General features: G+C 66.7%; 12 protein-coding genes. 5 read left to right on the plus strand and 7 right to left on the minus strand.

What is annotated here, in order from left to right; translation table 11 throughout:
• The 4 genes from ACT54X_RS22655 to ACT54X_RS22670 form a co-directional block, all read left to right on the plus strand.
• On the plus strand, positions 1-954 hold a 954-nt coding region (locus ACT54X_RS22655; RefSeq protein WP_476348751.1), incomplete at its 5' end, for a DUF2345 domain-containing protein.
• Positions 955-968: 14 nt separating this feature from the next.
• Entirely contained in the window at positions 969-2,063 is a 1,095-nt protein-coding gene (locus ACT54X_RS22660; protein ID WP_476348753.1) for a DUF4123 domain-containing protein, read from the plus strand.
• Positions 2,064-2,089: 26 nt separating this feature from the next.
• Positions 2,090-5,224, plus strand: a complete 3,135-nt coding sequence (locus tag ACT54X_RS22665) for a metallophosphoesterase (protein WP_476348755.1) — start codon at positions 2,090-2,092, stop codon at positions 5,222-5,224.
• A gap of 80 nt (positions 5,225-5,304) precedes the next feature.
• Complete coding sequence (locus ACT54X_RS22670; protein WP_476348757.1) at positions 5,305-6,486, plus strand: hypothetical protein; 1,182 nt, start codon at positions 5,305-5,307, stop codon at positions 6,484-6,486.
• Between the two features lie 845 nt (positions 6,487-7,331).
• Here the strand turns inward: ACT54X_RS22670 and ACT54X_RS22675 are convergent.
• A complete protein-coding gene (locus ACT54X_RS22675; RefSeq protein WP_294368438.1) occupies positions 7,332-8,063 on the minus strand; it encodes an RNA methyltransferase in 732 nt (243 codons plus the stop codon).
• A gap of 31 nt (positions 8,064-8,094) precedes the next feature.
• Positions 8,095-9,282 (minus strand): MFS transporter, encoded by a 1,188-nt coding sequence (locus ACT54X_RS22680; protein WP_476348930.1) that lies wholly within the window; start codon positions 9,280-9,282, stop codon positions 8,095-8,097.
• Positions 9,283-9,522: 240 nt separating this feature from the next.
• Here ACT54X_RS22680 and ACT54X_RS22685 point away from each other — a divergent pair, with 240 nt between their 5' ends.
• Positions 9,523-10,218, plus strand: a complete 696-nt coding sequence (locus ACT54X_RS22685) for an RluA family pseudouridine synthase (RefSeq protein ID WP_294368441.1) — start codon at positions 9,523-9,525, stop codon at positions 10,216-10,218.
• Here ACT54X_RS22685 and ACT54X_RS22690 read toward each other — a convergent pair.
• The 5 genes from ACT54X_RS22690 to egtB all read right to left on the minus strand — a co-directional run bounded on the left by ACT54X_RS22690 (position 10,199) and on the right by egtB (position 14,194).
• Positions 10,199-10,645, minus strand: coding sequence for a universal stress protein (locus ACT54X_RS22690; protein WP_017759115.1), 447 nt, complete (start codon positions 10,643-10,645; stop codon positions 10,199-10,201). The two genes, ACT54X_RS22685 and ACT54X_RS22690, sit on opposite strands and share 20 nt — an antisense overlap.
• A 140-nt stretch (positions 10,646-10,785) precedes the next feature.
• Positions 10,786-11,526 carry a 2OG-Fe dioxygenase family protein gene (locus ACT54X_RS22695; RefSeq protein ID WP_114803592.1) on the minus strand — a complete coding sequence of 247 codons (741 nt, stop codon included), beginning with the start codon at positions 11,524-11,526 and terminating at the stop codon, positions 10,786-10,788.
• Positions 11,523-11,804: a DUF427 domain-containing protein gene (locus ACT54X_RS22700; RefSeq protein WP_076503862.1), complete on the minus strand. Its 282-nt coding sequence runs from the start codon at positions 11,802-11,804 to the stop codon at positions 11,523-11,525. The genes ACT54X_RS22695 and ACT54X_RS22700 overlap by 4 nt, the downstream gene beginning before the upstream one ends.
• A 156-nt stretch (positions 11,805-11,960) precedes the next feature.
• Positions 11,961-12,935: an L-histidine N(alpha)-methyltransferase gene (gene egtD, locus ACT54X_RS22705; protein ID WP_476348760.1), complete on the minus strand. Its 975-nt coding sequence runs from the start codon at positions 12,933-12,935 to the stop codon at positions 11,961-11,963.
• Positions 12,935-14,194, minus strand: coding sequence for an ergothioneine biosynthesis protein EgtB (gene egtB / locus ACT54X_RS22710; RefSeq protein ID WP_476348762.1), 1,260 nt, complete (start codon positions 14,192-14,194; stop codon positions 12,935-12,937). The genes egtD and egtB overlap by 1 nt, the downstream gene beginning before the upstream one ends.
• Between the last annotated feature and the right edge of the window lie 149 nt (positions 14,195-14,343).

The raw sequence follows: 14,343 nt of genomic DNA on the forward strand, positions 1-14,343 counted from the left end.
GACGACACGGCCGGGCAGATCCAGGCCCAGCTGAAGAGCGACCACCAGCACTCCAGCCTGAGCCTGGGGGCGATCACCCGCATCGAGGACAACCAGGGCCGCAAGGACGCACGCGGCGAGGGCTTCGAGCTGCGCACCGATGGGCACGGCGTGCTGCGCGCCAAGGACGGGATGCTGATCACCACCGAGGGGCGGCCCGGCGCCGCAGGCCACGTCAAGGGGCTCGCCTCCCTCGTCGGGCGCCTGACCAGTGCACGCGACCAGATCGAAGGCCTGCACGAAGCCGCTGTCCAGGCCACCGCCCAGGAACAGGACCAGGACCAATCCCGCGTCGCCCAGGCCGTCAAGCAGCAGAACCAGGCCCTGCAGGGCCGCGGCGTGGTTGATGCCGCGGCCCGTCGCTTCCCAGAACTGGCGCAACCCCATCTGGCGCTGGACAGCCTCGCCGGCCTTGCAGCCACCAGCACGCAGGACCTTCATCTGCACAGCGCCGTGCACACCCAGATGACGAGCGGCGGCCATGTGTCGCTGAGCAGCGGCAGGCGCCTGCTCGCGGCGGTCGCCGAGGGGCTGCGCTTCTTCACGCTCGAACACGGCCTGAAGGCCTTCGCCAGCGAAGGCGACATCCAGATCGAGGCGCAGAGCGATACCAGCGAGATCACCGCCCTGCAGGACGTGGAGGTGCTCAGCACCGAGGACACCGTCTATCTGATGGCGCCCCAGCGGGTGGAAATCCAAGGCGGCACCAGCTTCAGCGAATGGAGCGGCTCCGGCGTGCTGCACGGCACGCCCGGCGTCTGGCTAGAACACGCGGCCAGCCATGCCACGCCCGGGCCCGACCAGCGCCCGCCACCGGGTGCCGAGCAGCGGTTCGCACAGCTGCCCCCTCGCGTCTGCCCGGAATGCATGCAGCGCGCACTGCGTCGCGGCGCGGCGGCCGTCCCTCAGGCCTGAGCGGAACCTGCCGGATGAGCGCACTCCTTCTCGCCGACTTCGAACATGCGCAAGCCGTCCGCCAGGCCTTCGACGCCACGCTCCACCGCTGGCTGTGCGCCCAGATCCAGCGGCTGCTCGAATCGCCCGCCGCCGCATCACCCGGCGCTTCGCAGCCCCTGCACCGCTATGCCCTGGTGAGTGCCGGACAGTGCCTGCATCACCTGCCCGAGTCCCTGGCAGCCACCCACGGCCTGCTGCACGAATGCCTCTTCCTCCAGACGTCGGAGGCCGAATCGGTCGATGTCGGTCCCTGGCTGATCGCGCTGCCACCGGCCACGGATGCGGCCTTGCAGGATGCGCTGGCCTGGCAAGCCGCCGACGAGGCATTGACGCTGCTGGCCAGTCCGCTGCGCCTGCCCGCACTGGCCGCCCATCTGCGCGGCTTCCTCCACGGCACCCTGGATAACGGCGGGGCCGATCACGGCATCGCCGTGCTGCTGCGCTACTTCGATCCCCGCATCGGCTTCGACGCCGTCCAGCACTGGGCGCCGGCCTTGCGCGATGCCTTCCTGCAACCGCTGGCATGGTGGGCGGGCTGGGACGCGTCCGGCCAGCCCCGCTTTCTGAAAGGCCGTGCCCGGCTCTCGGCCAACCCGCCCGCGGGACGGCTGCCCCTGCCCCTCACCTGGCGCAAGGCCGTCGACGCCGTGGGCGAGCCGCAGCTCCTGGCAGCCCTCACGGCCGAAGCGCTCGAGGCCGACGACCCGGTGGCGGCGCAATGGCTGGCGCTGGTGCATCCGTTGATCCAACGCCGGATCGTCCGCGATGCCCTGGACTTTGCCGCCAGCACCGGCCTCTCCGGCTGGACGGACCGCAGCCTGGCCTGCCGGCAGGCGCTGCTCGTGCACGCGCGCTTTCATGCACATCCGGCCGTGGCTGCAGCCCTGGCCAACCAGGCTCCCGCCCAACAGACTGGCCCCACACCGCAACTGCACACGCTGCTGGCCTGCCTGCCGCCCCAGGTCGTCCAGGACTGGGCCGCCGACCGCGACCCGATGCTGGGCCGTCTGTACGAGGCGCAGGCCCGGGCGCTCGACGCGCTCCCCTCGCATTTCCAGGGGGCCTGACCGCGCCGCCCGTTCGACCCTTTGCCATGACCGCCCCCACCCCTTCCAGCGCCCTGTGCGACTGCGGCGAGCCCACGCCGCTGATGGCCGTGATCCTGTACCCGAGCCTGGGCACGCCGCTGCTGCTCGCGCCCGGGCAGAAGAAGTGCAGCGTCTTCATCGCCACGGCGGCGCCGCTGGGCGTGGCCAACACGGCCGCCGGACGCCTCAGCCAGGACCGCAAGGCCGTCGTCACCCCCATGGACGGCGACAGCGCCCACAGCGCTGCCGCCACCGTCGCCCGCCATCTGCGCCTGGTGCCCATGGAAGGCCCCAAGCCCGCCACCGACACCACCGTCGGCGCCCTCACCGGCGATGGCCGCGACTGCGCCACCGCACGCCGCGCCATCCGCGTGTGGCGCGTGGGCAGCTTCACCGCCGGCGCCCTCATCCACAACCAGATGGGTGAAGCCTTCGCCACCGTCAGCCCCCAGGCCGTCGCCGCCTACGCCAGCGCCGGCTTCGACGCCGGCCATGTCTACGAGGTCGAGCTCACGCTGGACGCGCTTGCCGTGCAGCCCGAGACGGGCACCTTCAAGAGCTTCGCCTGGATGGTGCAGCCCACCGCCGAGCAGAAGAAGAACTACCCCACCCTGTGCCAGGCCGCCACCGTGCACGCACAGGACCTGATCGTCGAGGCCTTCCTCGGCGCCCAGACGCGCGACGCACGCCACCGCCACTTGGCGGCCAACGGCAACGGCCCGCGCCGCGGCCTGGAAGCGACGCTGCTGGAGTACGACGTCGAGGCCACCGCCGCCAGCGCACGCGACCTGATCCAGGGCAGCCAGCGCCTGGCCGCCTGGCATCCCGTCATCCGCCTGGACAGCCGCAAGCCGCTCAAGCTCGGCCACCTCAGCGACGTGCACATCAACGTGCGCCACTGCGCCCTGGCCAAGTCGCCCGCCAAGGTGATCGAGGACGCCCAGTTCACCCAGCCGCCCGTCGGACAGCGCGTGTGCAACAGCTTCAATGCGCTCAAGCAGCTGTTCGACCAGTTCGGCGCCGCCGGCCGCCCCGACACCGCCCTGCTGCTCACCGGCGACCTGATCGACTTCAACCGCAACATCGATCCGGCGCGGGTGGGCCACACCATTGCCGATCAGTGGAAGCGCTTCAACGTCATGAACCAGCTGAACACGCCCGGCCTGTACCCGCGCGGCCTGGACGACCTGCTGGCCTTCAGCCTCGTGCGCCATGCCTACACCCGGCTGAAGCTGCCCGTGTTCATGACCAGCGGCAACCACGAGGCCTACGGCGTGCCCTATGGCATCAGTCCGCGGATCAACGAATGGGGTGGGGCCGTGGGCGTGCTGGAAGACACCACCGACGCGCTGGAACAGGGCCGCTGGGGCCGCGAGCGACAACTGAACGAGACAGAAACACTGGCCGGCATGGCTGCCTGGGCCGGCAAAGTGGCGGTGAATGCAAGCAAGCAGTTGCAGATCAAGGACCTGGCCGCGACCTACAACGACTTCGACAAGGCCAGTGCTTGGCACAGCAACAAGGGCAACGAGGGCATTGCGGCCGACCACAACATGACCATCTACGAGGCCGCCCTCGCCTACGGCCCCACCTATGCCCAGGTGCTGACCAGCAACAACTACAGCCTGGACAACTACGACTGGTTCTACGCGCTGTTCACTCCGCTGGAAGACGCCGTGCTCGCCCTGGGCGCCGAGCCGCACCAGCCCTCCCCCGCCATGCAGGTGCTCGCCCTGCTGGGCTGGGGGCAGGGCGAGAACTACAAGAACCTGGTCAGTGGCCTGACGGGCAAATATGTCGGCGGTGTGGACCGGCAAGGCCCCGGCGTCCTGCCGCGGGCCACCCGGTCCTTCAGCGAAGCCCAACTGGCCCTGCTGGCCCAGGCCCAGCAGCACAAGCGCCGCAGCCCAGGCGCCAGCCTGGCCGTGGCCAGCCACTTCACCCTCATCAACTACGACGAGCCCATCGCCTATTCCGCCAAGCCGCAGAACATGCGCTTCGTGCCGCCGCGCGGGCCCGGCAATCCTGTCGTCTCGGCCGGCTTCAACCGCGTCAACACCGGCACCTGCGAGATCAACCAGGCGCGCTACTTCGACACCGCCGTGCGCGCCCGGAGCGCCACAGACAGCCCCACCAGCCCGCATGTGCCCGCCGACGCCTGCGTGGACTGGCACTTCAGTGGCCACAGCCATCGCAGCGGCGTGTACGAGGTGGCGTGGCGCCAGGTGAGCACACCCACGAGCAGCCGACCCACGCAACCCGTGCGCAGCATCGAAGTGCAAAGCGCCCGCGACCCCGGCATCCAGGGTCCCCAGCCTGCGGCCCCACGCGAGCACACCCGCTTCGTCGTCTCCAGCTGCGGCGGCCCCATCGGCAAGCAGAACCTCGACCACGAACTCGACAGCTGGACGCTGCGCCCGCCCTCGGGCACGCTGCTGGACCCGGCCGAGCGGCTGATCCGCCAGATCAAGACCCTGCGCAGCAGCCGCAGCGCGGGACGCCCGCTCAACGAGAAGCCGCGCCTGTGCGTGGCGCTGGATTACCTGGCGGTGATGAGCGCCGACCCCGAGAAGAAGATCGTGCCGCCGCTGCGCTTCGAGTCGGTGCAATTGCCGGCCAGCGGCGGGCGCGTGCCCATCAAGCTCAGTCCTACGGTGGCCAGGCTGGACTGCATTGCCAGCGTGAGGATCTGGGTCTTCGAGGGCGGGGAAGGACGGGGCGGCAAAGCACTGAAGATCTGGCACCTCGTGACGCCCAGTTTCGACAGTAGCGATAAGGGATGCGCCATGAAACTCAGCAAGGCGGACATGGAAAAGCTGAGTCGCGCAGTTGAGGCCTATTCCAATCCCGCCACCCGCAGCAATCATGGACAGGGCGTGGAACAGGCATTCTTTGAAGTGCAACTCAGAGCGCCCAAGGTACGCAATGAGGACTGGAGTACGGACATGGATTGCACGGATCCTTGGGTCTTCCCGCTCGATATCTGGGCTGGAAATTCTGATTGGGGTCTACGGACCTGGTCATTTCAGCGATGGCACGGGGAGCGCGGGGAAGTGCCGGATTGGAAATTTTTGGAAAAATACCACAAGAATGGCGGTTATGTCAGCGCATCTGAAATAATACATACTGACGAAAAATAAAATATCACCCAATGAAGCGCCGATCTTTTATCAGAAAAAATGCGCTGCTCCTGTGGGTAACGAATCACAAGGGATATGCCATGAGTAAAAAAACCAATATCAGAAATATTGAAAAGTCATTTAATTATCTTGATAATCCAGATTGGCGGAAGCGAGAACTAGGCGACGATGTTCTGGTAATTCGGGATGCTGAAATTAGCGGGATTAATTTTATCGATCTTAGTTGGAGCAACCTGCACTTCATTAATTGTGATTTTTTTGGAATTTATCAGATAAAACTGAAATCGCTTAGAAATACTACATTTGAGGATTGCCGCTTCGCAGGAGTCGTAAGCTGGGGAAAAGCCAACAACCTTCGCTATATCCGATGCAGAACAGGGGGACGAAGCATTGTTCTCGATTACAGTGGAAGTTCGAATGTGCTCCTTGAAGATTGTGATTTTTTGGGATCAGATCCAGACCCAAATCACTGGGGCGGGATAGGAAGCAGAGGCGATGCGACTTTCGTAAGATGCAGAATGAAGTGGTTTTCGCTCGCGGGCTACAAGCAAATCAATCTGGAAAGCTGTGAAACGGCTGACGTAAAAATATGGACCGATAGCAGAGCCAACAGCGGAGAAGACTATTTTTCTTCATCAGTAAAAATCGAATCATCCAAACTACGGGGTAAGTTTGATATGGCAGCGTGCGATCTACAAAGCGTGACTATCAAAGATACCTACCTAGACTTCTTGGATCTCAGCGGCGCTGAAATAAAAAACGACGTACTCATTGAGCGAGTCAGAGGAGGCTATCTCAACGCAAGTGCCCACAGCATGGGCAAGCTCACCATCTCCCAATGTCAAATTCTCGGAAGAAGGAAAAATTTCTCCTTCGAGGTAGGCATGGACAGCGCCGAGGAAGTGCTCATCGAGCATTGTAATTTCGGCACCGACCCCACGCTCTCCGTAGGCTTGGGAGCAGGCCGACCATTGGAACCCAACGAATGGAGCGCTACGCCCAAAAACCGATACGCCCTGATCCGCAACAGCACCCTGCCCGTGATGGATGCCTCCTGGCTCGAATCACGTCATCTGCGACTGGAGAACAACACGATTGGCAGCGTAGATATTTCCAACTCCCGCATCGGCAAACTCGAAATTTCCGGCAATACCATCAGTCGTGAGGTGAACCTTCAGGGCACCAAGGTCAAGGAGAGCAAGATTCAACCTCTGGCCAAGGCGCAACTCAAGCTCGATGGAGCCAACATTCGTTTGAATTGAGCGGTTTCTATGGCGTGAAGCAATACCGTTGAAAATGCGGCCAAGTTCCTGACATGCTTCCGGCCCATTATGGGCCACACCTCGCCAGAGGCAGTGGTGCCATTCTTCAATCAAAAACTATCAACGCATCCCCCATCCGAAATGACTTCGACAAAAAAATACGGATTTTCCTTGGCCTCGATATTGACGCTAGTTCTTGGAGCTATCGCGGTTGCACTCTGGACGAATGACATGTTATCCACACCGAGGATCTATTTAGTCCCCGCTGCTGGAGCCCTTGTTTTTTACGCAATGGCAGCTGTAACGTTTATGAGCGCCCTGCTATCATTTATTGCCTTGCTACGGAGAGAGTCCGGGATATGGACGTTTGCATCTGTCGCCCTGTGGGCTTTTCCAGTAATTTTTGTTTCAATAAAGCAGCGTTTTTTCTAAAGTCCTGATCTTTTACGATCCATGATGGGGCCCTGGCTCTCCATTCTGAAAAACCATTCTGGTCCAGACAAAAAGGGCAGCCGGCCAGGGCGTTGAATCTGGCCACACCGGCCGCGCTGTTGCCTAAGTTTCAGCAGTGGTTCAAGGCGAGCGTGCGGAAGTGCGTTTCCGCGCAGCGTTGATCAACCGCTTCAACGGGATCCTCCGCTCTATCACAGCTTTGTTGGCCCGCGTGAAGCGGATCCGATTGGGGCCGGTGGTTATGCCAGCCGCGCCATGGACGCAACTAAGCCGGTCAAGAGTCCATGCGCCTTTGGCAGCGCCGACCCCATCACTCCTTCAGGGGCCACCCATATGCAGCGCGCTGCCGCCAGCCTAGGTTCAGCCACAAAAGGTCCGAAGCAATAGGACCCTCACGAACGCCGAAGCGGCTGCTTCTCCGCCATCGCCTTCGCGATGCCCCGCAGGATGTGGATTTCCTCCATCGTCGGCTGCGCGCGGTTGAACAGTTGGGCCAGGCGCGGCATCAGCTTCTTGGGGGCGACCGGGTCCAGGAAACCGACCTCGACCAGCGAGCGCTCCCAGTGCGCCAGCATGCCGGCCACGGCCTGGGCGTCGGCCGGTGGCGTCACCGGTGCCGCCGAGCGCACCTCGAAGCCGCCCAGCGCCTGCCGCCATTCGTAGGCCACCAGCTGGACAGCGGCCGCCAGGTTGAGTGAGCCGAAGTCGGGCGCCGTGGGGATCGACAGCGCCACATGGCAGCGGTAGACGTCCTCGTTGCGCATGCCGAAGCGCTCCGAGCCGAAAAGCAGGCCCACATGCTGCGGCCCACCCTCCTGCACCAGCCCCGCGAAGTGCTCGCGCGGCGCCCGCGTGGGCGGGCCGAAGTCGCGCGAGACCATGGCCGTGGCGCACAGATGGGTCAGGCCGTCCAGCGCCTCGTCCAGGGTGGCCACGATGCGGGCCTTCTCCAGCACATCGAGGGCGCCGCTGGCACGCTGGATTGTTTCCTCCCGGCGCAGCACGTTGTCCCAGCGCGGCGCCACCAGCACCAGGTCGTCGAAGCCCATGGTCCGCATGGCGCGCGCCGTGGCGCCGACATTGCCGGCGTGGCTGGTGTGGATCAGGATGAAACGGGTGCGCATCGGGGCAGTCGCGGAAGGACGGAAAAGCCCGTCATTCTCGCGCCGGCCCCGTGCCCATGCGGTCACGGCCGGCCAGCGTCGGAAAGAGCCGGAACCAGGCCAGCGTGACCAGCAGCGTGCCCACGCCCCCCGCCACCACCGAGCCCACCGGCCCGAGCAGCGCGGCGGTGGCGCCGGACTCGAACTCGCCCAGTTGGTTGCTGGCCCCGATGAAGATCGAATTGACGGCACTCACCCGGCCGCGCATGGCGTCGGGCGTCTCCAGTTGCACAAGGGTCTGGCGAATCACCACGTTGACCATGTCCGCGGCGCCCGAGATGGCCAGCACCACCAGCGACAGCCAGAAGCTGCGCGACAGCCCGAACACCACCATGCACAGCCCGAACACGCCCACCGCCAGCAGCAGCGTGCGCCCAACATGGCGCTCCACCGGTCGCCGGGTGAGCCAGATGGACGCCGTCAGCGCCCCCACCGCCGGCGCGCCGCGCAGCAGGCCGAGGCCCCAGGCGCCGACATGCAGGATGTCCTTGGCGAAGATGGGCAGCAGCGCCACCGCGCCGCCCAGCAGCACGGCGAACAGGTCGAGCGAGACGGCGCCCAGCACCGGCTTGCGCTGCCAGATGAAGCGCACACCGGCCAGCAGCACTTCGGTGGTCACCGGCTCGCGCGGCCGCGCCGCATGGGCGTAGCGCAAGGTGGCGGCCAGCAGCACGGCCGCGATGAAGAAGCCGATGCAGGTCGCATACACGGCACCCATGCCCGCCACGAAGAGCAGCCCGCCCAGAGCCGGCCCGCCAATGATGGCCGACTGCTGCCCCGCCGAGCTGAAGGCCATGGCCCGGGGCAGCATCAGCGGCGGCACCAGCAGTGGCGTGAGCGCCTGCTGGGCCGGCATCTGGAAGGCACGCACCGCCCCCAGCACCAGCGACAGACCCAGCAGCAGGTTGCGCGAGTCGCCCCCGCCCAGATGCGTTCCCAACAGCGACAGCGCCACGAGGGCCTGCATGCCCAGGCAGGCCGCCAGGATGCGGCCGCGGTGCAGCCGGTCCACCACATGGCCGGCGTACAGCGCCAGCAGCAGCGCGGGCGCGAACTGGTAGAGGCCCACCAGCCCCAGGTCCCAGGCGCTGCCGGTCAGGTCGTACATGTGCCAGCCGATGGCCACCATCAGCATCTGCTGGGCAGCGGTACCCAGCAAGCGTGCCAGCCACAGCTGCATGAAGGGGCGGACGCGGGTGAGATCGGAGAAACGGGGGGGTTCGGCGGGAGAGGCGGGGTCGGGCGCGACGGCGGTGTCGGCAGGAGCGGGAGGCATTCGGCCGAGCATAGCCCAGCATCCCCGCCCTTCACTGACCAGGGCGCGCCGGCATCGCGCCCACCACGCCCGGCTGGGACTGGCGAGGTGCATTGACACCCCGCCAGCGCACGCTGCCGCCCTCCCCGCCTAGACTGCCGCCCCGTGAACCACGCCCCTGCCGCCATCGACACTCTCTACGAAGACGAGCACCTGCTGGTCTTCGACAAGCCGGCAGGACTGCTGAGCGTGCCCGGCCGGGGCGAGGACAAGCAGGACTGTCTGTCCGCCCGCGCCCAGCGGCGCTGGCCCGACGCCCTGGTGGTGCATCGGCTGGACATGGCCACCAGCGGCCTGATCCTGATGGCGCGCAGCCTCGCCGTCCAACGGATGCTCGGCGAGGCCTTTGCAAGCCGGCAGGTGTGGAAGCGCTACGAAGCCATCGTCGACGGCGCGCTGGAATCCAAGCACTGGCAGACCATCGACCTGCCGCTCATGGCGGACTGGCCCAATCGCCCCTTGCAGAAGGTCGACGCCGCCGGCAAGCCCAGCCTCACCCGCTGGCGGACGCTGCAGTGGTTGCCAGAACGCGCCAGCACCCATGTGCTGCTGGAGCCGCAGACCGGCCGCTCGCACCAGTTGCGGGTGCACATGGCCGCGCTGGGCCATCCGATCCTGGGCGATGCGCTGTACGGCGATGGGCGGGTGGCCGCCGCCGCACCACGCCTGCTGCTGCATGCCACGGTGCTGCAGCTGCGCCATCCGGTGACCGGCGAGGCCTTGCGCGTCGAGAGCCCGGCGCCGTTCGCGCCAAACCCTCAGGATGTGGCCGGAGAAGACCTCAGACCTCCAGCTCCTTGACCACCAGCACCGGCATGGGTGCCTCCTGCAGCACGCGCTGGGTGACGCTGCCCAGCAGCAGCTTCTCGATGCCGGTGCGGCCGTGCGAGCCCATCACGATCAGGTCGCAGCCCAGGGCCTTCGCCGTGTCCACGATGCCTTCGTGCACCACGTGGCCGTCGATCACGCGCTGGTCGCTGTGCAGGCCTTCGGCGGCCAGGGCCGCCACGCCACGGGCCAGGGCCGTGTTGGCGCTGGCCGTGGCAGCGGCCAGGTATTCGTTCTGGCCCAGGGCATAGTCCGCGCCCACGCCGATGAAGGGATAGTTGTCGATGACGTGGATCAGCGTGATGCGGCTGCCGAAGGCCAGGGCCAGGCCGCTCGCCTTGCTCACCGCCAGCATCGACGTCTCGGAGCCGTCGATGGGAACCAGGATGTGGTTGAACATGAAGGTGTCCTCTCGCTGTGGGTTGGTCCTGCCGGTCGGCCTTGCCGCCGGCGCCTTGGTGCACTGTAACCCGCGACCCTGACGGGACCATGTAGGACGCCGGGGCAGCGGCCGGTGGCAGGCCATGAGCCTGCGCTGGATCAATCGCCCTGGAAGCCGCCGGCCCGGCAGGTGATGACCAGCGTGTCGCGCCAGCCCTGCGTCCCGGGGGCGACCGGCTGGATCGGCGTGGATTCATGGATCACGCGCTGATCGTCCAGCAGCATCAGTGTCCAGGGCTCCGTCAGCGTGAAGCGCTCGCCGCGCCGGCCACCCGCCTCGAAGACGCGGGTCTCGCCGCCCTTGATGCCCTGCCGTCCCACGAGTGCGACCGCCACCAGGTCCACGCCATCGCGGTGCGCGCCCTCCGGCGTGGGCCGGCCGATGCCGCCTTCGGTGTCGATGCGGAACTGGTGCGCCTCGATGTACCAGCGCTGGTCGCCGCGCAGGGCCGCTGCGGCCTCGGCCGTCTTCAGCAGCAGTCGGCGCCAGGCAGGTCGCGCCACGGTGTCGGGCTCCATGGGCGCGAACCAGCGCTGCATGCCGCCGTGCAGCGCGTTGTATTCGACCGGCTGCCAATGCGCGCGATGCGGCGCCTGCACCAGCGCCCCGCCTTCGGTGGTGAAGCAGGCGTGGCGACGACGGCGGTAGCGCCCGCCGTCCTTCAGGTATTCATCGGGCGGCAGTTGCGCCCAGTCGGGCTGCAAGGCTTCCAGGTCGGTCAGCGGCAGATCCAGCCACTCGGCCACACCGCGCGGGTTGAGCACGGCATAGCCCTCCTGCCGCAACGTGGCGGCCAGCTCGTCGGGCGGGGTGTAGAGGGGGGAGAAAGCGCTGTTCAAGGCTCGACCTTCACGCCCTTCCAGAAGGCGACGCGGTCTTTCACCATCTCGGCTTCGGGCTTGGGGTCGGGGTAGTACCACACCGCCTCGGGGTTGAGTTCGCCGTTGACCAGCAACGAGTAGTAGCTGGCCGTGCCCTTCCAGGGACACACGGTGTGGTTGTTGCTGAAGGTCACGTACTCGCGCCGCAGCGAATCGGCGGGAAAGTAGTGGTTGCCTTCGACGAGCACGGTGTCGTCGCTTTCGGCGATGGTCACGCCGTTCCAGGTAGCTTTCATGTCGGCAGGAGTTCGTCGCGCCGTCGCCGGGCGCGGGCTGCGATTGTCGCTGCCGGCGCGCTTCGGTGGCGACTCCTGCCGAAGCCAGGGCCACCGGCGGCGGCCTGAACATGGAAACGGGCGCCAACCCGGTCGGCGCCCGCCCGGCTTATGCCGTCACTGCACGGCAGGCAGCCAGTGCACGCTGAAGAGTCGCTGCGGATCGGTCCACACCGGGCCGATGCCGAAGCCCGCCCGCGCCGCCATCGCACGCAGGCCGTCGATGGTGAACTTGTGCGAATACTCGGTGTGCAGCGTCTCGCCCTCCTCGAAGGCATGGCGCTGGCCCTCGAGCGTGACTACCTGCTCGCGGCGACTGACCAGGTGCATCTCGATGCGGCGCATGGGCGCGTTGTAGAACGCCGCGTGGGAGAAGGCATTCACGTCGAAGTCCGCACCCAGTTCGGCATTGGCACGGGCCAGCAGATTGAGATTGAAGGCGGCCGTCACGCCCTGCGCATCGTTGTAAGCCGCATGCAGCAGTTGCGGGTCCTTCACCAGATCGACGCCCAGCAGCAGGCCGCCACCCCGCAGCAGGCGGGCGGCCTGGCGCAGGAAGGCGAGCGCCTCGTCGGGCTCGAAGTTGCCCAGCGTGGAGCCGGGGAAGAAGCCGACACGCCGGCCGGCACCGGCCAGCCGCTCGGGCAGCTCGAAGTGCTGCGTGTAGTCGGCCACCACCGGCGTGACCTCCAGCCCCGGGTAGTCGGTACGCAACTGGCGTGCCGCACCCTGCAGATGCTCGCCCGAGATGTCGATGGGCAGGAATCGGCGCGGCGACTGCAAGGCGTCGAGCAGCAGGCGGATCTTCACCAGCGAGCCGGCACCGAATTCGACGATCTCGGCATCGGGACCGATCTGCTGGGCGATTTCCGGCGCGCGGCTTCGCAGGATCGAGAGTTCGGTGCGTGTGGGGTAGTACTCGGGCAGATCGCAGATGCGGTCGAACAGGCGCGAGCCCTCCGCATCGTAGAACCACTTGGGCGAAATGCGCCGCGGCCGGTGGGCCAGCGCGCTGGCCAGGTTGTCCGCAAAGGCACGGCGGCCGTCGTCGGCAACGCGGGACTGGATGGCGAGGGAGACGGGTGGAGACATCACAGGTCCTTGGCGAGGCGCAGCCCGCTGAATTGCCAGCGGGCGGCCGGCGGAAAGAAGTTGCGGTAGGTCGGCCGCGCATGCCCGGCCGGCGTGGCCACGCTGCCGCCACGCAGCACCAGTTGGCCCACCATGAACTTGCCGTTGTATTCCGCGGCCACGCCGGGAAGCGGCCGGAAGCCGGGATACGGATCGTAGGAGGAGCGGGTCCATTGCCACACGGCGCCCTCCGCCTGGGCGAAACCGGGCAGCGTGGTGGCGGCCACCTCCCACTCGGCCTCGGTCGGCAGGCGCGCGCCGGCCCATTCGGCATAGGCGGCCGCTTCGTAGAAGCTCAGCTGGGCGACAGGCGCATCGGCCTGCAGGGGACGCACACCGTCGAGGCCAAAAACATGCCAGCCCGCCGTGCCATGGTGCCCCGACAGGGCCAGGCGGGGGTCATCCGGCGACAGCCAGTAGGCCGGATGCCGCCAGCCGTGCGACTGCACCGCAGCCCAGCCGTCGGACAGCCACCAGCGCGCCTGCTCGTAGCCCCCGTCGGAGATGAACTGCGCGAACTCGCCACAGGTCACGAGGCGATCGGCGATGGCAAAGGGTTGCAGCAGCACCGCGTGGCGCGGCCCCTCGTTGTCGAAGGCGAAGGCGTCGCCTTCATGCCCGATGGCGGCCATGCCCCCGGGATGCTCCAGCCAGGCCAGCGACGGCGTGGCCGCAGCCAGCCGCAGTGCAGGGGCGGAAGGCGCGCGATACGCAGGCAGCAGCGGGTTGCACGAGAAGGCATGCAGGATGTCGGTGAGCAACAGCTCCTGATGCTGCTGCTCATGGTGCAGGCCCAACGTGAGCACCGGCTCGATCCGCGCCAGCGTCGGTGCATCGGCCGACGAGAGCAGCGCCTCCACCGCGGCGTCCACATGGCGGCGGTAGGCCAGCACCTCCTCCAGCGAGGGACGGGTCAGCAGTCCGCGCTGCGGCCGTGGATGCCGCGGCCCCAGCGCTTCGTAGTAGGAGTTGAAGAGGTAATGGAAGCGCCGATCCAGCGCCTGGTAGCCGGCGGCATGGTGATCGAGCAGCACGGCCTCGAAGAACCAGGTGGTGTGCGCCAGATGCCATTTGGTCGGGCTCGCATCGGGCATCGACTGGATGCACTGGTCCTCGGCGGACAGCGGCGCCGCGAGGGCCATGCTGTGCGACCGGACCTGCCGGTAGGCGTGCAGCAGATCGGGGCTCGCGAGCGCGGTTCTCGAATGGTGGGAAGTCATGAGTCTCCGTGGATGTTCCGGCTCCCGGAAAGCGGGCCAGTCGTCGCGGGATCGGTGTTTGTAGCCGGCCGCATGCCCACGAAACGTAGGACGAAAGCGCGCAGGCCCGCTACGCCGCTGGCGCGCCGACCCGCACTTCCATAATGGGC

The sequence above is a fragment of the Pseudacidovorax sp. DMC4 genome (genome assembly GCF_056314265.1).

Excerpts from the sequence above, each read along its gene's own strand:
- ACT54X_RS22660 (WP_476348753.1), top strand. The coding sequence starts at position 969 with ATGAGCGCACTCCTTCTCGCCGACTTCGAACATGCGCAAGCCGTCCGC.
- ACT54X_RS22665 (WP_476348755.1), top strand. The coding sequence starts at position 2,090 with ATGACCGCCCCCACCCCTTCCAGCGCCCTGTGCGACTGCGGCGAGCCC.
- ACT54X_RS22670 (WP_476348757.1), top strand. The coding sequence starts at position 5,305 with ATGAGTAAAAAAACCAATATCAGAAATATTGAAAAGTCATTTAATTAT.
- ACT54X_RS22675 (WP_294368438.1), bottom strand. The coding sequence starts at position 8,063 with ATGCGCACCCGTTTCATCCTGATCCACACCAGCCACGCCGGCAATGTC.
- ACT54X_RS22680 (WP_476348930.1), bottom strand. The coding sequence starts at position 9,282 with ATGCAGCTGTGGCTGGCACGCTTGCTGGGTACCGCTGCCCAGCAGATG.
- ACT54X_RS22690 (WP_017759115.1), bottom strand. The coding sequence starts at position 10,645 with ATGTTCAACCACATCCTGGTTCCCATCGACGGCTCCGAGACGTCGATG.
- ACT54X_RS22700 (WP_076503862.1), bottom strand. The coding sequence starts at position 11,804 with ATGAAAGCTACCTGGAACGGCGTGACCATCGCCGAAAGCGACGACACC.
- egtD (WP_476348760.1), bottom strand. The coding sequence starts at position 12,935 with ATGTCTCCACCCGTCTCCCTCGCCATCCAGTCCCGCGTTGCCGACGAC.
- egtB (WP_476348762.1), bottom strand. The coding sequence starts at position 14,194 with ATGACTTCCCACCATTCGAGAACCGCGCTCGCGAGCCCCGATCTGCTG.